This is a genomic window from Corynebacterium sp. sy039 (assembly GCF_007904105.1).
Taxonomy (GTDB): Bacteria; Actinomycetota; Actinomycetes; order Mycobacteriales; family Mycobacteriaceae; genus Corynebacterium.
On the sequence record NZ_CP042325.1, the window covers coordinates 1,856,980 to 1,879,598 of the forward strand.

Here is a 22,619-nt window from a genome sequence, read left to right on the forward strand (position 1 = left end):
TAGCACAGCTGGGGTGCTAATTCTCTGGTGAGCCAAGGCGGTAGTGTTCGTGGGGCTTTTGTGGTGGAATAGCAAAAACCGCCCTCTGCGGGGCGGTTTTGCAAATAGTGATTGCGGAAAACTCTTAGCGAGCTTTTTCGATAATCTCTACCAAACGGAAGTGCTTGTCCTTGGATAGTGGACGAGTTTCCTCGATACGTACGTGATCGCCTACACCAGCGATTTCTTCCTCATCGTGAGCTTTCACTTTGGAGTTGGTACGAATCGTCTTACCGTATAGAGAGTGCTGCTTACGGTTTTCGAGCTCAACTACGATGGTTTTCTGCATTTTGTCAGAAACAACGTAGCCGGTGCGAACTTTACGAGCACCCTTTTCTTTCTTGTTCACGTTTGCCTCACTCATGATTAAGCCTCAGCTCCCGGAACCACAGACAAGCCCAGTTCACGCTCGCGGATAACGGTGAAGATGCGGGCGATGTCGCGCTTGACCGTGCGTAGGCGACGGTTATTGGTTAATTGACCTGTTGCGGCTTGGAAGCGCAAGTTGAATAGCTCTTCTTTAGCCTCAGCCAGCCTGGTCTTTAGCTCCTCGGTGTTTAGCTCGCGAAGCTCATGTGCAGGGGTACCGGTAGCCATTAGAACTGGTCCTCCTTCTTAACAATGCGAACCTTGCAAGGTAGTTTCTGACCTGCGCGGCGTAGAGCTTCTAGTGCGATTTCCTCGTTAGGGTAGCTCATCTCGAAGAGAATGCGACCTGGCTTAACGTTGGCGATCCACTTCTCCACTGGACCTTTACCTGAACCCATACGAACACCAAGTGGTTTTTGGGTCAAAGGACGGTCTGGGAAGATGTTGATCCACACTTTACCACCACGTTTAACGTGACGGTTGATAGCAATACGCGCAGATTCGATCTGGCGGTTGGTGATGTAAGCAGGCTCTAGTGCCTGGATACCGTAATCACCGAAATTGATGCGGTTACCGCCTTTGGACACACCAGAACGAGTTGGACGGTGCTGGCGGCGGTACTTTACGCGCTTAGGGATAAGCATTTCTTAGCCCTCCTGCTTCTGTTCAGCACGGTTGCGACGTTGGCGACTACGAGGACGCCCGTTGCCACCGCGGTTGCGGCGTTGTTCAGATGCGTTGATTTCGCTCTCACGACGACCACCGACAACGTCACCCTTGTAGATCCACACCTTAACGCCAATGCGTCCGAAAGTGGTGTGAGCCTCGTAGATACCGTAGTCGATTTCTGCACGGAGAGTGTGCAATGGAACGCGACCCTCGTGGTAACGCTCGGTACGTGCCATTTCAGCACCGCCAAGACGACCAGAGCATACAACTTTAATACCCTTTACGTGAGGTTGGCGCATTGCACCTTGGATTGCTTTACGCATCGCGCGACGGAATGCCACACGGTTGGTCAGCTGCTCAGCAATAGACTGCGCTACGAGCTGAGCGTTAGCATCAACATTCTTTACCTCGAGGATGTTGAGGGCAACTTGCTTGCCGGTGAGCTTTTCGAGCTCACGACGCAAACGATCTGCCTCAGATCCACGACGACCAATAACAATACCTGGGCGTGCGGTGTGAATATCAACGCGAACTCGATCACGGGTGCGCTCGATGACGATGTCAGCAAGACCAGCGCGATCTAGAGTGTTGGTGAGGAACTCGCGGATTTTGATGTCTTCTGCGAGGTACTCAGCATAGTTTTTGTCGGCGTACCAGTGGGACTTCCAGTCGGAAGTAATGCCCAACCGGAGGCCGTGCGGGTGGATTTTCTGGCCCACTACTTGGCCCCTTCCTTCTGGCTCTCGACAACCACAGTGATGTGGCTGGTGCGCTTACGGATCTGGAATGCACGACCCTGTGCGCGTGGACGGAAACGCTTCATTGTTGGTCCTTCATCAGCAAATGCTTCAGAAACAACCAGTGAACGGCGATCCAAGCCGAAGTTGTTTTCTGCATTTGCTGCAGCAGATGCAACAACTTTAGCAACCGGCTCTGAAGCAGCTTGTGGCGCATACTTCAAGATAGCCAATGCTTCTTCGACGGACTTGCCGCGTACTAGATCAATCACGCGACGAGCTTTCATCGGAGAGACACGGACGAAACGAGCGGTTGCGCGTGCTGAAGTGATATCTACTTCACTCATCGCTTATCGACGTCCCTTCTTGTCCTGGATGTGACCCTTAAAGGTCTTGGTTGGTGCAAACTCGCCCAACTTGTGTCCGACCATTGAATCATCCACGAACACTGGTACGTGCTTGCGTCCATCGTGGACAGCAAAGGTGTGACCAATGAAGTCTGGAAGAATGGTAGAACGGCGAGACCAGGTCTTGATAACCTGCTTGGTTCCCTTTTCGTTTTGAGCATCAACTTTTGCGAGGAGGTGCTCATCGACGAATGGACCTTTCTTAAGGCTGCGTGGCATCTTTCGTTACCTCCTCTTAGCGCTTCTTGCTGCTCTTCGTCTTACGACGAGAAACAATCATGTTGTTGCTATAACGGTTAGGGTTGCGAGTGCGACCCTCTTTCTTACCCCAAGGGGATACTGGGTGACGTCCACCGGAGGTCTTACCCTCACCACCACCATGTGGGTGATCCACAGGGTTCATGACGACACCACGAACGGTTGGGCGTACGCCCTTCCAGCGCATACGTCCAGCTTTACCCCAGCGGATGTTGATCTGATCGGCGTTTCCGACTTCACCAACGGTTGCGCGGCAACGGATGTCAACACGGCGGATTTCTGAAGAAGGCATACGCAAGATAGCGTATTTACCTGCTTTACCCAGCAACTGGATAGAAGAACCAGCAGAACGAGCTAGTTTTGCACCAGCGCCTGGCTTGAGTTCTACGTTGTGGATAACAGTACCAGCTGGGATATTGCGCAATGGCAAGTTGTTTCCAACTTTAATATCTGCATTTGGGCCAGCCTCAACCATTTGTCCTTGGGTAAGACCCTTTGGTGCTACGATGTAGCGCTTTTCACCATCGATGTAGTGAAGCAATGCGATATTTGCAGTACGGTTTGGATCGTACTCAATATGCGCAACCTTTGCTGGGATACCGTCTTTGTCGTTACGACGGAAGTCGATGAGACGGTACTGGCGCTTGTGTCCACCACCCTTGTGGCGAACGGTGATGTGACCGTGTACGTTACGGCCACCTTTCTTTGGAAGTGGGCGCACCAAAGATTTTTCCGGCTTCGAGCGAGTGATTTCGTCGAAAGTGGAAACAGAACTCTGGCGACGACCTGGAGTTGTCGGCTTGTATTTACGAATAGCCATAGTTTGTCCTTACCTCGACCTTTCTTAAGCGGCTGATCCGCCGAAGATGTCGATTGCGTCGCTGCCCTCACGAAGTGTCACATAAGCGCGCTTTGTTGCTTTACGAGTACCGAAACCAGTGCGGGAACGCTTACGCTTACCTGCACGGTTAAGAGTATTAACGGAAGCAACTTTCACGCCGAAGATTTGCTCAACAGCAATCTTGATTTCAGTCTTATTTGCAGTTGGAGCTACGAAGAAAACGTAGGTGTTTTCTTCCATGAGTCCATAAGACTTTTCAGATACAACAGGGGCGAGAATGATGTCTCGTGGATCTGTAATTTTAGCCATTACTTCTCCTCCTCTTTCGCCGCAGTACGGTCGATGAAAGCGTTAAGAGCTTCGAGAGAGAAGATAACGTCATCAGACTTGAGTACGTCGTAAGTATTCAACTGGTCATCGTGCAAAATGTGCACACCTGGCAAGTTGCGAGCACTCTTCTGTGAGGTTACATCTTCACGACCAACAACGAACAATACATTCTTGCGGTCAGTCAAACGCTCGATGAACGCACGTGCGGACTTGGTTGAAGGGGTCTGACCAGGAACAAGCTCAGATACCACATGAATGCGCTCGTGACGTGCACGATCGCTCAATGCGCCATAAAGAGCAGCCTTGATCATTTTCTTCGGAGTACGCTGGGAGTAGTCACGTGGCTTAGGGCCATGTGAAATACCACCACCGGTAAAGTGAGGGGCACGAATCGAACCCTGACGAGCACGACCGGTACCTTTCTGACGGAATGGCTTACGGCCACCACCGCGAACTTCACCACGAGTTTTTGTTGAATGGGTTCCTTGACGCTTTGCAGCAAGCTGTGCAGTAACAACCTGGTGCATAAGAGCAACAGATGCTTCGCGATCGAAGATGTCTGCAGGTAGTTCCACTACACCATCAGTCTTGCCTTCAGCGGTGTGAACGTCCAATTTTAGATTGGTCATGCGTGTGCACCGCCCTTCACTGCGGTCTTAACGGTAACAATGCCACCACGGTTGCCAGGGATAGCTCCCTTGATCAAAATGAGGTTAGCATCGGCGTCGATTTTCTGAACCTTAAGGTTCTGGGTTGTAACGCGATCTTGACCCATGCGACCAGCCATGCGCTTACCCTTGAAGATGCGACCTGGGGTAGCACAAGCACCAATACCACCAACACGGCGGTGAGCTGCTTGGTTACCGTGAGATGCACCTTGTCCGGCAAAGCCGTGACGCTTCATACCACCGGCGAAGCCCTTACCTTTGGTGATACCGGTTACATCAACGTAGGTAATTCCCTCGAAGATGGACGCGGTAACTTCTTGACCAACCTCGTAGCCTGAAACATCGTCGAGACGAATTTCGGTGAGGTGGCGGCGTGGGGTAACACCAGCTTTCTTGAAGTGACCAGCTGCAGGCTTATTTACCTTGCGTGGGTCGATCTCGCCATATGCGATTTGGATAGCGTTGTAGCCATCGGTTTCTACAGTGCGAATCTGGGTAACGACACATGGACCAGCTTCAACGACAGTAACCGGGATAACGCGGTTCTCTTCGTCGAAGATCTGAGTCATGCCGAGCTTAGTACCCAGAATGCCCTTGATCTCAGTTTCACTCATTATTTATTCTCCGCTGCCAAATTTTCGTCGATCACTGGATATTCACATCGACGCTAGCTGGAAGATCGATGCGCATAAGTGCATCAACCGTCTTAGGCGTCGGGTCGAGAATGTCGATGAGGCGCTTGTGCGTGCGCATCTCGAAGTGCTCGCGAGAATCCTTGTACTTATGTGGAGAACGAATAACGGCATATACGTTCTTTTCGGTAGGCAATGGCACAGGTCCAACTACACGAGCACCAGTACGGGTGACTGTCTCAACGATCTTCTTTGCAGAAGCGTCGATAGCCTCGTGGTCATAAGCCTTGAGCCGAATGCGGATCTTTTGTCCCGCCACGCTTATCCTCTTCCTCGCTTGTCTCACTTCCTTCATAAATGAAGGCTTGGTGAGAATCGCTCATTCTTTACTCTATAACGTTGTCCGATACCTTAAGGAGTATGGGCGCAACGCCAGTTCTTTACTTTGCTTGGTGGAGATGGGGCGTAAGGCACAAACACACGCCACACATCTTCCATGAGCTACCCCATGAAAACAAGCCAGAAGGGATATTCGCATGACGCGAACCCTTGAGGTAATACTGCCGCTGTTTATTTGCCATACTCCCTTCACTCCGACCCTCAAGGTAGAACAGGCGATTGCCCTGTGCATACCCCTTAAGGATCCTCTGTGGCCAGCTTTTACGCTTGCCACCATGAAAGGTGTCATGGTCACTAAGCCACGTAAACATCACATGAACTCGCATGAGCATGGAGTGTTTATATGTCAAAGCAACCTGAATAGTAAAACATAAATAGCACAGGAACGCAAGCCGTAATTTTCAGGCAGAAATACTCAGGGCAATAACGCTTTTCGACGCCCATCCATATCGCACCATCAGCACATTCCGATAGGGGGAATACCCAACCGTTTGGGGGTAAATAAGAAAATGCATTTTTTACGCAATAAATAACCTATGAGATGTATTTTTAGCCACAGTCCACCAGAAAAATCACCCAAAACACATACCCACTGAATACCTTTTTGATAGCAATATAGATTAAATTACAGGTATTCCTTAAACTGACTCCCAACTTAAGGATTTCAGAGATGATTAAGTACATCGTGAAGAAAGTGGCGAGCTGGTTGCTTATTATTTTCCTAGCAACCAATATCGCCTATTTCTTGGCGTCGCTCTTTCTTGACCCACGGTCAAATTATCGTGGGCGTCGTCCGCCACTTTCCTCAGAACAAATCGAAACAATCCTTACCCCACTCAACCTCAACCCAGAAACTCCACTTATCCAACGCTGGTGGACATGGCTCAAAGGAGTAATTTTGCACTGGGATTGGGGTAAATCTCCTGTGGGTGAGTCCGTGAACAGTCAGATCGCACACCGCATTTGGGTATCAGCAGAACTTCTCTTGCTCGCCACGATTCTCTCTGTGATTATCGGTGTTGCTTTGGGCGTTTATACCGCCTCGCGCCAATATAAAATAGCGGATCGCTTTTGGCAGGGTGCATCTATTATCACCATGAATATCCACATTGTGGTGGCTTCTTTGCTGGTAGTGTGGGCAGCACTGAAAATCAATGAGTGGAGCGGGCACCGCGTTTTCTACGTGACCGGTAGCGCTAATCCTGATGTTTCCGGTTTCTTCCCACACCTCGTGGATTTGGCGCAGCACTTAGCATTGCCCACAATTTCCCTGCTCATTATTTCTTATGCGGGCTACCACCTCACGCAGCGTTCGCTTTTGCTCGATAATCTCAACGCTGATTATGTCCGTACAGCCCGCGCCAAAGGTTTAACTCGCGCTCAGGCTGTTCGACGTCACGCCCTACGCACCTCTATCATTCCGGTCGCTACCTCTGTGGCATTTTCATTACCGGGTATCTTCACTGGTGCAGTGATGACAGAACGCATTTTCGCTTGGAACGGCATGGGTGTGTATTTCACCGATGCACTGGCCAAAAATGATGTGCATGCTATGGTTGCCGTGGCTGCTTTTGGTGCTGCCACCACTGCTGTATCGGCAATTTTGGCAGATATTGTTGTTGTGATCCTCGACCCACGAGTGAGGGTGAGCTAAATGTCTGAGACTAAAACACAAGTGACCCGAGGGACTTCCAAGCTCAAGCTATACACCAAGCGCTTTTTACGCAATAGGATTGCCGTCGTCGGGCTTATTATTTTCGTTCTATTGGCAGTGGCTGCGCTCATTGGCGAGAAACTCACTTCGTGGGCTTTCGACGACCCGGACTTCCTTAACTTAGCCACTCCCCCTTCTAATGAGCACTGGTTTGGTACTACAGACTCAGGCAATGACCTCTTTGCTCAGACCATGCATGGACTGAGGCGTTCGCTCATTATTGCAGTGTCAGTATCGCTGAGCACCACAATCATTTCTTCGTTTATCGGTGCCGGTGCTGCGCTGTATGGCGGGCGGGTAGAAAAAGTAGTTTTGGCTATTATTCACTTCCTCTTAGCCATTCCCTCTTTCTTATTCATTGCTTTGTTGGTTTCCGGTTCAGGTGGAGATTGGAAATTGCTCATTGTGGTGCTGATCCTGTTCGGTTGGATGTATCAGTCCCGAGTTATCTGGACGTTGGCATTGTCTATTCGTGAAAATGATTATGTTCGCGCCGCGGATTATATGGGTGTGTCCCGTCTGCGGATTATCGCTCGGCATATCATTCCCAATATCGGTTCCTTGCTGATTATCCAGTTCACATTGGGAATTGTCTCCACTGTGATGTCCGAAACAGCATTATCTTTCCTTGGTTTGGGTATTAAAATCCCTGATGTTTCACTCGGTACGCTGCTCTCCGGTGGCACTGGCACGCTCAACACCGCACCGTGGCAGTTCTATTTCCCTGCTGCGGTGTTGACCCTCCTCACAGTGTCCATGGCTTTTATTTCCGATGGGCTTCGTGACGCACTTGATCCTAATTCCAAATCTGGAGGCCGAGCATGAGCGAGAACAAGATGAACACGCCACACACCGGCAGTCCACAAGCAGCTACACCACAACAGGCGACCGCCCAGCAACCCGTCCTGTCCGTGCGTGACCTCACCGTATCCTTCCCCTCAGAAGCAGGAACAGTCTCCGCAGTACGCGGAGTAGATTTTGACCTCTACCCAGGGCGCACCCTTGGTATTGTGGGAGAATCCGGCTCCGGTAAATCTGTCACCTCATTGGCAGTCATGGGGCTACTGCCGCAGTATGCAAAGGTCACGGGCTCCATCTCATTCGACGGCACCGAGCTCCTAGATCTCAACGACAAACAAATGTCTAAAATCCGGGGCAATGGCGTCGGTATGATTTTCCAGGATCCACTGTCTGCGCTCACCCCGGTGCTCACCGTGGGCGCGCAACTCATCGAGGCAATTCAGGCACACCAGCATATCTCCAAAAAACAAGCCTTGAAACAAGCCATTGAGCTTTTAGATCTTGTGGGCATCCCCAATCCTGATGTGCAGGTTCATTCTTTCCCACACCAATTTTCTGGTGGTATGCGCCAGCGCGTGGTGATTGCTATGGCAATCGCGAATAATCCTCGGGTGCTCATTGCCGATGAGCCAACTACTGCTTTGGATGTCACAATCCAGGCGCAGATTCTTGATGTGATCAAGCTGGCTCAGAAAGAAACAGGCGCGGCGACCATTATGATTACACACGATATGGGTGTAGTTGCGGGTATCGCTGATGATGTCATGGTGATGTATGCCGGGCGCCCGGTAGAAAAAGCGGACGTGTACACCATCTTCAAGCAACCAAAAATGCCTTATACCATTGGCCTTTTGGGTTCCACTCCACGGGTGGATCAGAAAACACACCAACCGCTAACCCCCATTGAGGGTTCTCCGCCGATCCTGGTGAACCTTGAGCAGCGATGCCAATTCGCTAACCGTTGCCCCATCGCGATTGATGAATGTACTCATGCCGAACCGACGCTAGAAACAATCACCACACAGCCTGCGCACCATGCTGCGTGTGTGCGCAGTGCCGATATTCACGACCAGAAAATCAATGGTCAGCGCCTCTTTCCACTGCCGGAGCTTCCCGACGATATGTACGCGGATATACCAAGGCAACAGCGCGATAGCGTGCTTTCAGTAACGGAATTAAAAAAAGAATTCCCCATTCTTAAAGGTGCTTTCTTAAAGCGCAAAGTGGGTGTTAAAAAGGCCGTTAATGGTCTAACCTTTGATATTCGCGCTGGTGAATGTATGTCTATCGTGGGGGAATCCGGCTGCGGTAAAACAACCACTCTGCGCGAAATTATGGACCTGAATCCCAGCGACGGCACCGTGATCCTCAATGGACAGGACGCTCACGCAATGTCTCGCAGCCAACGGCGCAAGGCACGATCCCACATCCAAATGGTGTTCCAGGATCCCATGAGCTCCCTCAACCCACGCATGACTATTAAAGAAGTTCTAGCCGAACCGCTTCATTCCCTCGGCTACCAGGGCAATATCGACGAGCGTGTATCCGAGTTGATGGGTCTTGTTGGGCTAGACGCCTCCCAGATAGACCGATTCCCTGGTCATTTCTCTGGTGGTCAACGCCAACGCATCGGCCTAGCACGTGCCCTGGCCACCAATCCATCAATTATCGCCCTCGACGAACCGGTGTCCGCACTGGATGTGTCTATCCAGGCAGGCGTTATCAATCTTCTCGATGAGCTAAAACGCAAACTTGGATTGTCTTATCTTTTTGTCTCCCATGATCTCTCTGTAGTTCGGCACCTTTCCGACCGAGTTGCTGTGATGTATCAAGGGGAGTTCGTTGAAGAAGGCAGCGTCGACGAAATTTTTGATAATCCACAGCATGAATACACCCAAAAATTACTAGCGGCTATCCCCATCCCCGATCCCACAATTCAGCGGGAAAAACAAGACTATTCGTCGAGAGTTCCTTAAAAGATTTTGCTTCACGACGATACCCCTCACTACGAAAAAAGGAGATGAGATTGATGAAGTCACTTCTTCGTTCCACTGCCATCGCTATGGCAGCAACCCTATCCATTACACTGACTGCATGTAGTAGCAATGGTTCTGATTCTGCCGCTGGTGGCGCTAGCATTAGCGTTGAGCAAGCAGGAAACTATGCTCCTACTGAGCGCGATAAAATCAAAGACGGCGGCACGCTCACGCTTGCGATTTCTGAAATTACACCTCAACTTAACACGATGCAAGCAGATGCTACGCTGGATAGCCGCGAGCTATGGGAAACATATAATCCCACTCTTATTTTGACAGATGGAGCAGGTAAACCGTCTATCAATGAAGACTACCTCACCGATATGAAGCACGAGGTAGTGGATGGGAAAACAAAGGTCACTTATACCATCAATGAAAAGGCAACATTCAATGATGGAACTCCTATTGACTGGCGCAGCTTTGAGACTACACGCAAATTTCAGAGTGGTTCCGTAGAAGGTGCAGTACCTGATAGTACAGATGGCTATATTGATATTGAATCAGTAACACCAGGTGAAAATGATAAGCAAGCTGTTGTTACGTATAACCGTGTATTCCCTTTCTGGGAAGAAATGTTTGGTTTTATTCTGCACCCAAGCATCACTACGGCAGAGGACTTCAACACGTTCTACCTTGATTCTGCAAAACCAGAACTCGGCGCTGGACCATTCAAGGTAGAAAAAATTGATCGCCAAGCTGGTATTGCCACATTCGTGCGCAATGAAAAATGGTGGGGAGATCCAGCAAAGCTGGAAAAAATCACCTACAAGCAGATGAGCAATGAGGCATCCATCAATGCATTCAAGGCTGGGGAAATTGATGCTACAGGTGTATCAACCAGGGATCGGCTAAAAATTGCTAAAGATATGGGCGATAGCGTAGATATTCGCGCAGCAAGCCGTAACTCTGTGTCTTACTACACCCTCAACTCCAAGACACCTTTGCTTGGGGATATTAAAGTTCGTGAAGCTATTGTGAACGCGATTGACCGTAAGCAGCTTGCCACTATCCGCTATAACGGTTTGGATTACACTGAGGAGTTGCCTGGATCCTTTATTGCTAAACCATTCCAGGAATACTATGAGGATAACTTCAGTGAAGTAGCGGGTTACGACCCAGAGAAATCTAAAAAGTTGTTAGATGAGGCTGGTTGGGTTGAAGGTTCTGATGGTATCCGTGAAAAAGACGGTGAGAAACTAGCTTTGCGCTATGTAACTTTTGACTCCGACCCAGTCTTTGACGCAATGGATGTCGCTACTCAAAAAATGTTGAAAGATGTCGGTGTTGACCTACAGATTGATCGTCGCCCCAGTTCTGATTTCTCTACTGTCATGGCTAACCGAGACTTCGATATAATCGGTTCTGTCGTTGGCGGTGGTTCAGCTAATGGGGTACAGAATTTCGGTCAGCACTACCTCTCTGATTCTGAACTCAATAAATCAGGTCTTGGTTCTGCAGAGTTTGATGAAAAAATCCGTGAATTACAAAAACTTCCTACCATAGAAGAACAGTACAAGCGTGGCAATGAACTAGAGAAAGAAGCTCTTGCGGAATACGGTTTGGTTCCTTACCTTAATGGTGCTTCTATTAGCGCAATGAAGAAAGGTTTAGTGAACTTCGGTCCACTTACTTTCGCAACAGTACCTAAGGAAGATATTGGATATCTCAAAGAGAGCTAATAGTTCATAAGGTTTCTTTTAAGGTGCCTAGGCTGCAATAGCCTAGGCATTTTTGTTACCCCCACCCCTTTACTATCAATCGACAGTTATCTAACATACTGATTACCTGCCGTTACAAACCTCTACCATGCAGGAGGCATCATGAATTTTCTTGTTCGCGTCATAACACAAGCATGGAGGTTATCACCGTGGCGTAATGCGGTCATGGTACTCATGATTATCCTATCGGCACTATGCTCAGTAATAGCACCATATGTTTTAGGTCAAGGAGTTGCGTCGATAGTTTTAATCTCCGATAGGGGCGAATTTCTCCGATCAGCCAGCATTATGGCCATCGCATACTCACTATTGTGGTTTATTGGCTCCACTTTGCGCTATATGGCTTATCCAATTTATGGGCTTATCGAGCAGAAACTGCAATCCGATGTTATGGCTCGTTCCTTGTCGGATAGCATTACAGCAGATGCGCATATGCGCCATCGCATTGACAATACAGAAGTTTCCTTTGCTATCGACACCGAGGCAGGAGCATATCGAGACACATTGAGTGGGCTTTATCTATCACTACTACCTGCTTTTATTTCTCTCACAGCTGGTATCGGTACAGTCATCTATGCAAGCACTTGGGTTGAGGGACTGATCCTCCTTGCAGCCATTGTGCTCTATGGTTTCATAACTCGCAGTCTCATTGGTCAACATCAGGCGGCACAAACAGAGATGTTCCAACAGAATATGCGTAGTTTTGGGGTATTGGGAAACTCTCTTTCCTTATGGAAAGAGGCTATGGTCTTTTCTGTCCCTCATTTTCTGGCAACGCGTTATCGGGAAGATCGCATTCCAGTGGAAAATGCTGGCAAAAATGCTTACGCAGCCACCAGAAAATTATATGTTGCACAAAATTCTATTTTGGCACTGACCATTTGTGCACTCATATTCACAATTAGTTTCCGCACCCATTCTGACCCTGCTACCGCAATCGGCACTATTGTGTCCACTGTCGGTATCGCCATTGCAGCCATTTCCCCACTCCAAACCGTAGGCTTTGGGTTCTCCTCCCTTGCGGTTGCCATTACCCATGAGAAAGAGTCCAGAGCAAAAATCAACCCCACACGTTCAGATACAGATCTTCCTAACGAAGAATCCTCGCAAGCACCTTGGCAAAAGCACATTCACGAACTCGCACAACTTCTTACATCTGAGCAGGCACAACACTCAGGCAGACCAATTTGGGTACTAGGCGCCAGTGGCACCGGGAAAACCACTGTTCTTGAGGGACTTCTCGGGCTTAACACTTCACAGCCTCAGACTGACGTCGTCAAGCGTGGTTATGCACAGCAAACACCAGGGTTACTCAACGCAACCGCAATGGATAATGTTATTTTTGGTCGAGAGATACCCGTAGAAACTGCAAGTTCCGCGCTTTCTCGCCTTGGCTTGGAGATGTTTGCTCTGGATGGTTCCGCGCATGGGCGTGACGTCGCTGGTGAAGAAGGTGGAGTATCCGGTGGAGAACGCCAACGCATCGCCATTGCTCGGGCATTGAGCGACGCACCAGGAACTCTTATTGTTCTTGATGAGCCAACAAGTGGTCTGGATGCCACCGCACGCGCCTTGGCATGGGATTTTATCGAAGAAAAAGCGCACGAAAACACTGTTATTATTGCGACACACGACAGCTCCGCGCCGATACGCGCAGACGATAAAGTAGTGCGCCTGTCTGCCCAAGATTAACAATTTCTGTTTAGCTCTGCTCTACTTCAAGAGCACACACTGCCTTGTCAAAGAAAAATGTGCTACACAATCCACCCAACGCAAGTAAGGCACACGACCACATGCCTATGGTAATTGACCATGCATGAGAAATATAGCCTAGCGGCGTACTCCATAACCCACTACCAGCAGTAACGATCTCTACCTGAGTATTCGTTGCCCGCCCGAATATATCTTCATCAAGTAGGTCATACATTTTCGCATACACCACAGCATTAGCAGCTGGAGCAAAAATTACGCATAATCCCAAGGGGACAACCATAGCTAATGTAGGAGTCAACAGTGCCACGGCAGAAAGCATAACCGTCAGGTTGATTCCATTGAGGAACATGAGCGTACGCAAGGAAAATCTTTTCTGTAAATAGCCCGTTGCCAACGCTCCAAGAACACCAATCACGCCAATTGCCGCTCTAGCAAAACCAATAATGTAGTTATTGTATTCCGCTTCTTCCAAAGCTATGACAGATAAAAAGAGAACTCCCGACATCGCGCTATTGAGAAATAGCTGCACAATAATTAAGTTACGCACAAAGGCATTGCGAATGACGAGGGATAAACCACCCATTGTGGTTTTCAGCAATGAGGTTTGTGCTCGTTGTTGTGGTTCCAACGGACTCTTGATGAGCACAAAACACGCAGCAGAAATAAGAGCGCTTAGCCCACTAGCCAGAAAGGGCAACCAATCATTGACGCTAAGCAGAAAACCACCAAACACAGGTCCCACTAATCCTGCTGCCTGCATACGGGCTTGCATCAGTCCTTCTGCACTAGCAAGTTTTTCCCTAGGCACTAGCTGCGGCAAAGAAGAACCGATGCTAGCTCCCGAAACAGCACTACACGACACTTCTAGCGACAACAGTGCACCAAAAGCAATGATATTGAACGTATCACTAGCAATAAGTACCGCCGTGGCACAAGCAGTAAGAGCAGCAAGAACCTCGCCAATAAAAATGATCTTTTTCCGTTGCTTCATGTCAGCCAAGCTGCCACCAATAATTCCTGCTACCAGGGATACCAGTGCCAGAATAGTCTCGATAATTCCGGCAGCTACCAGGCTTTGAGTATGCCGATAAATAACTAAAGGAATCGCTAAAGCTACAGCAACACCCACTACCTGCGACGCTACGCCAGAGAAAAGATACAGCTGAAACTCACGGTTTGTCGGCTTTGACTTCGACGTTGCATCCTGTGGCATAGCATCCCCTTTCAATAAATAACTATCATTATACAGTTATCCAATTAAGGGCAGGACAGGAATAAAAAAGGAAAATTGGTAGCGTAAGTTACGGAAAATTGGTAGCGTAAGTTACGGAAAATTGGTAGCGTAAGTTACGGAAAATTGGTAGCGTAAGTTACGGAAAATTGGTAGCATACGTCAAATAGAAAATGTAAAGAAGCAGATTATGTCCTATTTACACCGAGCAGCAGACCAGCAACTCGACCAACTTCTTCCTTATGTAAGCGCTATTGCCATTGAGGGGCTCAAAGGAGTGGGAAAAACTGAAACTGCACAGCGCAGAAGTACCACCACCTTAAAACTTGACTACCCAAGCGACCAACAAATCATCGCCGCTGATCCATATTTTACTTTCGCACCAGAAGGAACCATTCTGCTCGACGAATGGCAAAAACTCCCTCAGACATGGGACTATGTACGTCGAAACATTGATGCTGGCGCACCTGCCGAAAGATTCATTTTGACTGGTTCAGCAACTCCCATTGCAGGAACAGATACCCACAGTGGGGCAGGAAGAATCCTCTCGCTAAGAATGCGTCCACTGGCACTTTTTGAGCGAACACCCCAACACGCAACAATCTCCTTGCGCGAGCTTTTCTCTGGTACTGCCACTATCTCCGGGCAAACACATTTCACACTAGAAAACTATGTGCATGCCATAGCAAGCAGTGGTTTTCCGGGTTTTTATGAAGCTCCAGAACCCGTGCGCAACGCTCAGTTAGATTCCTACTTGAATCGAATCGTCGACCGTGACTTACCCGACCAAGGCTATACGGTACGCAATCGCGCAGGTCTACTGCAGTGGTTACGTGCCTACGCAGCTGCTAGCTCCACTACCACCAGTTACTCCGAAATACTCGATGCAGCCACCCCTGGCGAAGGTCAAAAACCGGCAAAAACCACCACCCTGGTGTACCGAGAAAAACTAGCAGAAATATGGATGCTCGATGAAGTACCTGCGTGGGACTTTAGTCGCTCGCCTTTTACCGGCCTAGCGCGCGCCCCGAAGCACCAGCTTGCCGACCCTGCTTTTGTGCTGCGCTTGCTCAACATCAATGAATCACAACTACTCAGTTCCCGATTCTCGCACCTCATAGGGCCATTATTTGAGTCACTGGCTACCCTGTCAGTGCGCGTAGCTACCCATGCATTATTGGGGACTGTGAGCCATTTCCGAACTCAAAAAGGAGATCATGAAGTAGATCTTATCGCTCAAGATCAAAATGGTTCCCTACTCGCTATCGAGGTAAAACTCACCGCTCACGTGCGTGATGAGGATGTTCGACATTTATTATGGTTGAAAAAACAGCTACCCCAAGACATCACCGATACCATTATCCTCACGACAGGTGAGCGTGCTTATCGACGAGCAGACGGCGTAGCTGTCATTCCACTAGCACTTCTAGGTTTGTAGCAATACCCCTTTGCGCATACGCGCGCTAAACCTTTGGGCAATCAAGCAGCCTAAAACAGCAAGCAAAGCACAAGAGAGTAACGTCGCAAAGTTATCGTGGTAGGTTGGCACTCTGCCACCACGCCATGCCTGCACAACCTGAGTCAGCGGTAGCATACGCAACAATGCAGCAGCGGGTGGTGGATAAAACTCAAGTGGCACCACCACACCGCTACTCAGCGGCAATAAGGCGACCACCCAATTGAGCAGCACGTAGGGGTTAGCGCGCAATAATCCAACACCAGCAGCGCACATACCAAAGCCAACTCCGCATAACGCACTGGGGACAACAAGTTGGAAAAGCAAAGACCATGACACCCCTGCGGTGAGCGTCAATACTGCCAGCACCACTACACTGCCCAGCACTGAGGTAGCACAGGAAAGAATGCTTGCCCCACACCAATATGCAAGCGGAATGCGCCTGCGAGAAAAGATCTCCAGTGCGATTCCGGTATTGCGATCGTGAACCACAATACCCACCACAGTCGCTGCCGCCAACGAAAACGAACTAATGACCAAAGACGCCACCACAATTGGCACCAATTCTGGCGCCCCAACTCCATTGCCGAGGAGTACGTCGAGGCTTATGCCCAAAGCTGGGACACAAAAACTGTGACAATAAAAGTACGCACACTCGCAAAAGTAGCGTTCGACGACCGTGCCAACACTCGCACAGCGTTTATGATCGCGTAGATACCCATCATTACACCAGCTCAATCGTCGCATTTTTGCGTGCCAGACTCGCGGTGCGTCGCACAATCATTTTCGCTGCAATCAGCCAGACGACGCACACCACAACGCATAGGGCGGCGTCGAGAAGCTGAAAATCCATCAGGAATCGAACACTGCCAGCGCTGGGCACAAAGAATCTGCTCCATTGGCTCAAGCTGGTGCCGCCGAGAGAGATGTCGAAAATGCCACTCAATGCTATGAGTGGGACGAGTAGCAACCCCTCGTACACTAAGGCGTGTGGAGTGGCGAGAAAAACTACGGCAATGATGTAACTCATCACCACCAAGGACAGCCACAGCAATAATGCGCCGAGCACGCATAATAAGCACTGATTCCACCGGAATGTCGGGAATACTTGGGGTGTCGGCAACGTACGCACAGCCCCAGGGAAAAACCATATAGCAGCAGAAATCGGAATGGCTAGCAGCCCGAATGTAGCGCAGGCAGTAATGCTTGGCGCAATACCAGCAAAGGTGCCAAGTCGACTATGGGCTAAAAATACTAATGTGCCCTTGACACGCTCAAAGCCTAAAATACCAGAGGCAGTGACAGTCACAGTCCACATCCCAATCGCAATTGTTCGGATAAAACCCACCCACGGTTGCCCACCCCATGCGTTAAGTGCAAGGAGCTGGATGAATGCAGTGGCAAAAGTGGCACTCAGTACCAATTCCAGGAAATAGCTAGTGCGGGCGAGCTCACGTATGTGAAAGCATGACATACGCACAAATCTGGCAATGTGTTTCATTGTGCTCTCCTTGCTGCTAAAGCGAGGAAAGCGTCCTCAAATACAGCATCGCGAATAGTCACATCGTGAGGCATAGCTACTCGAGCTGACGCACACGCCTGTTGTATCCGATGATAAATCTCTGCCCGGTTGTATGGTGGCGGCACATAAATGCTAAAACACCATGTTCCACCCTGCGCGTGGAGTGAGCATACTCCCAGAGAAGCCAAAGCAGTACGTAGGGCAACGACCTCTGTTTCCGAGTGCGGAATATGGGAGAACTGCACCACTGTTGCTAATTGTGCAAAATCAAATATGTGCTGCTCGCTGCCAGAGACGAGCACTTCACCTTGGTCGAGCAGCACAATGTTATTGCTCAGCTGTGCAATCTCAGCCATGGAGTGCGAACTTAGCACAATGGCAGTTCCAGAGTCGGCTACCTGACGCACCACATTACGAATCTGTACCGAGACATCAGGGTCTAAACCGCTTGTTGGTTCGTCGAGAAGCACTAAGGCAGGATTGCCGAGCAGTGCTCGCGCAATATGCGCGCGTTGTCTTTGCCCATGCGACAACGTAGCCACTGCGCGTTTACGCAGCTCAGACAAACCGACCAAGGACAATACGCGGTCAATTTCCGCCCGCTGCGCCCGATAGGGTACATCTGCTAAATCAGCAAAGAACCTTAGGTTACTGTGCAATGAAGCGCGAGCATAAAAGCCACGTTCTACCCCAAACATCATGCCGATGTGTGCGCGTGCGCGTTCTGGGTGGGCAACAGCGTCAATCCCGGTTATTGCTACGCGACCACTGCTGGGAGCTAAAATGGTGGCGCATATTTTTAGCGTGGTAGTTTTACCAGCACCATTGATCCCGACCAGGCCGAGAATCTCACCAGGTGCTAGCGAAAAAGATACATTTTTTAATGCGATTATTTCCCCACGCTGGTACGTTCTTGATATTTCTTCTACCAATAAAGCTGGGGAATTACTCACACCTAAACCTCATTCTTAGTCCTTATGCTGTCATGGGATGTTCCTTCTTTTTCTTGTTCTGCGGCATGAACTGCGCAGAGAAACCATCGACTGACATAAGGCATTCTCCTTGAGTAAGCGGAATAAGAATGTTCTTAGCATAATCCGTCGATAAGCAATCCGCTACGCTTTCGACGAAAATCCCTACCTGGGCAGTACGCTAAGAACCACCAGAACTTTTCGACTTCACCATAATTGGGCATAAGACCAGCACACACGCTAGTGCCATGACCACACTCACTGGCAATTGCACACTAAATGTCGTTGCCAACCCAAAAGCAACCATACCCAGCGGAATAGTTCCTGTGGTCAGGAATTCTTCCCAGTTTGCAAAGGCACGCAGCCTGCCGGGTTCCAGGCTTTGCTGAATCCGAGTATCCCAAGCAATACCGGCAGCACTCATCATAAATGCGGTGCTAAATGCAAGTAGCGCAATCACCATCACGGACCGACTCAGGGAAAAAGATACTACTTGAGCAGCGATAAGCGTCGCTGTGGCGGTCTGCAATAGTGGCCAAGAAAACTTTTGCAGCATACCCATTAGTTGCCCCGCAGAACCTACTACCCCGCCTAAGGCCAGAGCAGTGGAAATAATTGCCCAGCCGGTCGCATCGAAGCGTTGGATAACCAGCGCTGGACCCGCTGCCCCTGAGTACCCCATCAGCAATGTGATACACGCCCATGAGCACAAACCCCACACTGCCCAACGAGGAAAGAAACGCATATCGCGGATCCGCCTAGGCTCGCTTTCCGACGTCGAGCCAGCACTATATTCCTCCTCATACTCATATTCTTCCTGGATACGAGGATCAATCTTGATGCTGAGCAATAGTGCAATCCCAATGAGGAAAGTGAGAGCGTCGAAAAGCAGAATCGGTACAAACCCGGCTTTGAGAAAGAAAAAGGTAGCGGCAGCGGGTGCCGCGAACATCAATATATTATGCGCCAAATCTGCGGCGGAGTTGAAGCGTTGCAAGCGTGACCTGGCGACGATATCAGGTGTAATGGCAAAACGTGCCGGCATAAAAAATGACGTAGCGATCCCGTAGAGCAGAGAAGATATACACATTGCCACAATGGAATCCTGATGCAGCATAATCCATGCCACCAGCCCAAGTTGAGCAATAAGGCGCACGCTATCAGCGCCAATCAGAATACTTTTGAGCGCAATATGCGGTATTCGACGAAACCCTAGCGTACCGCCAAAACGACCAAGCCATAGCGCGATTAGCACTAATGTGAAACCTGTCCCCTGTGGTTCCACTCTCAGCGATTCCAGAATGAATGCGGTGGGGATAAGCACATCACCACAGATAGAAACAAACGTAGCAGCGAAAAATAGTTTCTCTTGGCGAGAGAATGTCTCTTTTGTCTCTTTTATGTGAACCATTCCTTAAAACAAATACAAACAACAACGAGTTTTTTACTCAAAGCACTACATAATCATGTTCTATGTATTACTCTATTGAACTATAGAAAATAAAGATTGTGTATTCGTTAACGACAAACACTACCACTGAACTGCAAAAATACAAGCGTCATCGCCACATAGGCAACTCAACAAAACTAGAAGGAGCGTGGTCGTATGAAACTTCTGGCTATTCGGTACACAGATGAAACAGCGGCTTCTATCAAATTTTATGAGGCGCTAGGGCTTAGCCTCAGCGTCGGAAGTGACGGAGATTCTTGGGTGGAGCTCAGTGGCGACCAGAGCATTCTTGCACTACACACAGCATCAGGCGCGAACTACCCTAAAGAAGGAATTGAGCTGTGCTTCGTCGCCGACACTGCCCTAACCGAAATACAAGAATCGCTACAAGCTGCTGGGTTTGATCCAGGCACAATCGTGAAAGAAGACTTCGGCACTTCCCTACGAGTGATTGATCCATCTGGTTTAGCGCTCCAAATCAACGACCGCTAATTGTAATTGCATGGGAAACAAAGAAAAACTTTATCGGGATAAAAACTTTGTTGCCTATTTTTCAGCGAGCATTGTTTCATCCTTTGGGTCCTCTTTAGTTGATTCCGTCTGGCCCGTTATTGCTTATTGGCTCACCGACTCCCCTCTTATCACTGGGTTGACCGTGCTAGCACAGGTTGCACCCCAGCTCCTATTTGGTTTAGTAGCTGGGGCACAAGTAGATCGAGCGCGCTCGAAACGTAATTTTCTCCTCATTCCTAATATAATTTCAGCCCTAGCGTATGCTCTTGCAGCCGCTTTGGGAGCGCATAGTCTTACAGCCTTGGCATTGGCACTTATCTGTTACACCATTTCAGAAACCGCTGACCTATATTTCAGCACTGCTCTGATGGCTACACTACCATCACTGTTCGGCAGGAAAAACATAGCCCAGGTACGTTCCACAATCAGTATTGTTATCAGTGTTCTTGGTTTTATCAGTCCAGTTCTCGCTGTTTTTATTCTCAACAAAACCAATGAACGCATCCTTTTCCTATGCAACAGTGTCTCTTTTGTAGTTGCTTTCTTTTTGCTCCTTCGCATCACGACGCTACGAAAAGAAACCACACCACCCCTACACACGGATTCTGCAACAACATCACAAGAAAAACCCAGCCTTTGGGCTGATATTACGTCAGGGTTTACCTACCTCTGGCAAAACGCACCCGTTAGGGTACTTACCTTAGTAGGTATCCTCAATGCTTTCGTCGGAGGCGTGGTAGCCGCCCTATATCTGCCTCTTGCCGACAATAACTATGGCATTGGTAATCACGATCCACGCATTACTTATTTGCTTTATGCCATGCTCATTGGTGGGATTGTCGGTAGTTTTCTGCTCCCAAGGCTAAGGGAGAGAGAAATTTCACCCATCCTTGTAGGTGCCAGTTCTCTCCTTATCAATACACTCACGCTCCTGCTCATGGTGTTCAGCCAATCATTCCTGCTTTTATTTGTGAGCCTATTGTTCTGGCAAGCCTCCTATGGACTTGTCATCATGAACGCAATTGTTCTGCGTATGGAGGTTGTTGCAGAAGAATACCTTGGGCGTGTTTCTGCCACAGCACGACTTATCTCTTGGGGTGCTTCACCTGTCGGCGCTCTTGCTGCTGGTTTCCTAGCGCAAATCAATCTAGCAACGCCGCACACCATACTCCTATGTTCAGCATTATTGCCTGTCATAGGTGCTGGCTGCCTACTGGTCTTTCACAAGAACTACCGCTTGCGCATCCCAGATGCCCCTTCGAGCGATTCTGCAAGTGAACAATCAGCATAAACACGAAAGAACCTCGAGTTTATTTATGCGTATGCCTTGAGTGTTGCTTCATAAAATTAGGCACTGGCGTAGCAAGAAAGAATATCTAAAGAAAATAGGGTAGTTCCACAAAGATTGACATTTGGGTGTGAGCATTCTTTAGAATAGGCTTGCGTCAGTGCCCATAGTGATGTCGTAATCCACCACTAACCTTACCGATGATATGCGGGTAGCTTTGTTGAGTGCTATGGAACCTGGGGCACGGTTTGTTTCCGATAAAGCGCGCCTACCCTCGGGCTTTCACACAACTAGGCGTAAATCATACTATCATTCGTGGCACACAAAACAGTGGCTCCCTGATGAGAATTAATGGGATTCATTCTTCGCTCAAAAAAATCATGGACGCTTATAATGGCGTTGCCACAAAGTACTTAGAGCACTATCTAGCGTGGCATAAGTGGTACAAAATGGACGCAAGTAGTGGACGGGAATTATTGTCTGCCGACCCTCATGACACTTATAGCAGCACCCGCGACACCATGAAATGGTGACACGATGCCAGCAATGAGTAGCCAAGCTCATTGCTGCATTATAACTGCACTACAAGAACGTAGCGCCCAACATACATAAAAATTGGCACTGACTAGGCAACCAGTAATATCTTTCACCGGTTTTTGCTGTTAAAATAGTTTTTTGTAATCAAATGCCAATCTTTAAGGTGCCTAGGCTGCAATAGCCTAGGCATTTTTGGGGTTAAGGGGCAATCAAATTAAATATATAAATCCATCATATCCAAAAATAGAACTAGCATACATCAAACTATATTTGATGTATGCTACACAACCAACGCTATTTTCGATGTTTTCTTAAAGAGT

At 48.9% G+C, this 22,619-nt stretch carries 24 protein-coding genes; 8 read left to right on the forward strand and 16 right to left on the reverse strand.

The genetic code is table 11. The features are described 5' to 3' along the window. Positions 1–124: 124 nt before the first annotated feature. The 11 genes from rpsQ to rpsJ are packed head-to-tail and all read right to left on the reverse strand — an operon-like array spanning position 125 to position 5,269. Positions 125–403: a 30S ribosomal protein S17 gene (gene rpsQ / locus FQV43_RS08365; protein WP_144275467.1), complete on the reverse strand. Its 279-nt coding sequence runs from the start codon at positions 401–403 to the stop codon at positions 125–127. 2 nt (positions 404–405) lie between these two features. Further along, entirely contained in the window at positions 406–636 is a 231-nt protein-coding gene (gene rpmC / locus FQV43_RS08370) for a 50S ribosomal protein L29 (protein ID WP_144275465.1), read from the reverse strand. Then, complete coding sequence (rplP, locus tag FQV43_RS08375) at positions 636–1,052, reverse strand: 50S ribosomal protein L16 (RefSeq protein WP_144275463.1); 417 nt, start codon at positions 1,050–1,052, stop codon at positions 636–638. Before rplP ends, rpmC begins: the two co-directional genes overlap by 1 nt. 3 nt (positions 1,053–1,055) lie before the next feature. After that, a complete protein-coding gene (gene rpsC / locus FQV43_RS08380; RefSeq protein WP_144275461.1) occupies positions 1,056–1,796 on the reverse strand; it encodes a 30S ribosomal protein S3 in 741 nt (246 codons plus the stop codon). Then, the gene (gene rplV, locus FQV43_RS08385; protein WP_144275459.1) at positions 1,796–2,161 is read right to left on the reverse strand and encodes a 50S ribosomal protein L22; all 366 of its coding nucleotides are present in this window, start codon (positions 2,159–2,161) and stop codon (positions 1,796–1,798) included. Before rplV ends, rpsC begins: the two co-directional genes overlap by 1 nt. 3 nt (positions 2,162–2,164) lie before the next feature. Further along, positions 2,165–2,440 (reverse strand): 30S ribosomal protein S19, encoded by a 276-nt coding sequence (rpsS, locus tag FQV43_RS08390; RefSeq protein WP_144275457.1) that lies wholly within the window; start codon positions 2,438–2,440, stop codon positions 2,165–2,167. Positions 2,441–2,456: 16 nt separating this feature from the next. Then, on the reverse strand, positions 2,457–3,299 hold the full coding sequence (gene rplB, locus FQV43_RS08395; RefSeq protein WP_144275455.1) for a 50S ribosomal protein L2: 843 nt from the start codon (positions 3,297–3,299) through the stop codon (positions 2,457–2,459). A 24-nt stretch (positions 3,300–3,323) separates the two neighbouring features. Further along, positions 3,324–3,629 carry a 50S ribosomal protein L23 gene (gene rplW / locus FQV43_RS08400; RefSeq protein WP_144275453.1) on the reverse strand — a complete coding sequence of 102 codons (306 nt, stop codon included), beginning with the start codon at positions 3,627–3,629 and terminating at the stop codon, positions 3,324–3,326. After that, complete coding sequence (rplD, locus tag FQV43_RS08405; RefSeq protein WP_144275450.1) at positions 3,629–4,279, reverse strand: 50S ribosomal protein L4; 651 nt, start codon at positions 4,277–4,279, stop codon at positions 3,629–3,631. The genes rplW and rplD overlap by 1 nt, the downstream gene beginning before the upstream one ends. Next, a complete protein-coding gene (gene rplC / locus FQV43_RS08410) occupies positions 4,276–4,932 on the reverse strand; it encodes a 50S ribosomal protein L3 (RefSeq protein WP_144275448.1) in 657 nt (218 codons plus the stop codon). Before rplC ends, rplD begins: the two co-directional genes overlap by 4 nt. A 31-nt stretch (positions 4,933–4,963) precedes the next feature. Further along, complete coding sequence (gene rpsJ, locus FQV43_RS08415; protein ID WP_003848085.1) at positions 4,964–5,269, reverse strand: 30S ribosomal protein S10; 306 nt, start codon at positions 5,267–5,269, stop codon at positions 4,964–4,966. Positions 5,270–6,019: 750 nt separating this feature from the next. On the opposite strand from rpsJ, the gene FQV43_RS08420 reads away from it, so the two are divergent. The 5 genes from FQV43_RS08420 to FQV43_RS08440 all read left to right on the forward strand — a co-directional run bounded on the left by FQV43_RS08420 (position 6,020) and on the right by FQV43_RS08440 (position 13,310). Further along, the gene (locus FQV43_RS08420; RefSeq protein WP_146339969.1) at positions 6,020–7,003 is read left to right on the forward strand and encodes an ABC transporter permease; all 984 of its coding nucleotides are present in this window, start codon (positions 6,020–6,022) and stop codon (positions 7,001–7,003) included. Next, on the forward strand, positions 7,004–7,888 hold the full coding sequence (locus FQV43_RS08425; RefSeq protein ID WP_144275444.1) for an ABC transporter permease: 885 nt from the start codon (positions 7,004–7,006) through the stop codon (positions 7,886–7,888). Then, positions 7,885–9,840 (forward strand): ABC transporter ATP-binding protein, encoded by a 1,956-nt coding sequence (locus FQV43_RS08430; RefSeq protein WP_144275442.1) that lies wholly within the window; start codon positions 7,885–7,887, stop codon positions 9,838–9,840. Before FQV43_RS08425 ends, FQV43_RS08430 begins: the two co-directional genes overlap by 4 nt. A 53-nt stretch (positions 9,841–9,893) precedes the next feature. Beyond that, positions 9,894–11,579 (forward strand): ABC transporter family substrate-binding protein, encoded by a 1,686-nt coding sequence (locus tag FQV43_RS08435; protein WP_146339971.1) that lies wholly within the window; start codon positions 9,894–9,896, stop codon positions 11,577–11,579. 141 nt (positions 11,580–11,720) lie between these two features. Continuing rightward, entirely contained in the window at positions 11,721–13,310 is a 1,590-nt protein-coding gene (locus tag FQV43_RS08440) for an ABC transporter ATP-binding protein (RefSeq protein WP_146339973.1), read from the forward strand. Positions 13,311–13,320: 10 nt separating this feature from the next. Here the strand turns inward: FQV43_RS08440 and FQV43_RS08445 are convergent, their stop codons facing one another. Further along, complete coding sequence (locus FQV43_RS08445; protein ID WP_146339975.1) at positions 13,321–14,544, reverse strand: MFS transporter; 1,224 nt, start codon at positions 14,542–14,544, stop codon at positions 13,321–13,323. A gap of 208 nt (positions 14,545–14,752) precedes the next feature. Here FQV43_RS08445 and FQV43_RS08450 point away from each other — a divergent pair, with 208 nt between their 5' ends. Then, a complete protein-coding gene (locus FQV43_RS08450; RefSeq protein ID WP_146339977.1) occupies positions 14,753–16,000 on the forward strand; it encodes an ATP-binding protein in 1,248 nt (415 codons plus the stop codon). On the opposite strand, the gene FQV43_RS08455 is transcribed toward FQV43_RS08450, so the two are convergent. The 4 genes from FQV43_RS08455 to FQV43_RS08470 all read right to left on the reverse strand — a co-directional run bounded on the left by FQV43_RS08455 (position 15,989) and on the right by FQV43_RS08470 (position 19,922). Further along, on the reverse strand, positions 15,989–16,765 hold the full coding sequence (locus tag FQV43_RS08455; RefSeq protein WP_168195078.1) for an ABC transporter permease: 777 nt from the start codon (positions 16,763–16,765) through the stop codon (positions 15,989–15,991). The two genes, FQV43_RS08450 and FQV43_RS08455, sit on opposite strands and share 12 nt — an antisense overlap. Next, entirely contained in the window at positions 16,743–17,519 is a 777-nt protein-coding gene (locus FQV43_RS08460; RefSeq protein WP_146339981.1) for a hypothetical protein, read from the reverse strand. Before FQV43_RS08460 ends, FQV43_RS08455 begins: the two co-directional genes overlap by 23 nt. Next, positions 17,516–18,493, reverse strand: coding sequence for an ABC transporter ATP-binding protein (locus FQV43_RS08465; RefSeq protein WP_146339983.1), 978 nt, complete (start codon positions 18,491–18,493; stop codon positions 17,516–17,518). Before FQV43_RS08465 ends, FQV43_RS08460 begins: the two co-directional genes overlap by 4 nt. Positions 18,494–18,692: 199 nt before the next feature. After that, the gene (locus FQV43_RS08470; protein ID WP_146339985.1) at positions 18,693–19,922 is read right to left on the reverse strand and encodes an MFS transporter; all 1,230 of its coding nucleotides are present in this window, start codon (positions 19,920–19,922) and stop codon (positions 18,693–18,695) included. A 195-nt stretch (positions 19,923–20,117) separates the two neighbouring features. Here FQV43_RS08470 and FQV43_RS08475 point away from each other — a divergent pair, with 195 nt between their 5' ends. Both FQV43_RS08475 and FQV43_RS08480 read left to right on the forward strand, forming a co-directional pair. After that, the gene (locus FQV43_RS08475) at positions 20,118–20,453 is read left to right on the forward strand and encodes a VOC family protein (RefSeq protein ID WP_146339987.1); all 336 of its coding nucleotides are present in this window, start codon (positions 20,118–20,120) and stop codon (positions 20,451–20,453) included. A 10-nt stretch (positions 20,454–20,463) separates the two neighbouring features. After that, a complete protein-coding gene (locus tag FQV43_RS08480) occupies positions 20,464–21,765 on the forward strand; it encodes an MFS transporter (protein ID WP_146339989.1) in 1,302 nt (433 codons plus the stop codon). Positions 21,766–22,619: the final 854 nt, after the last annotated feature.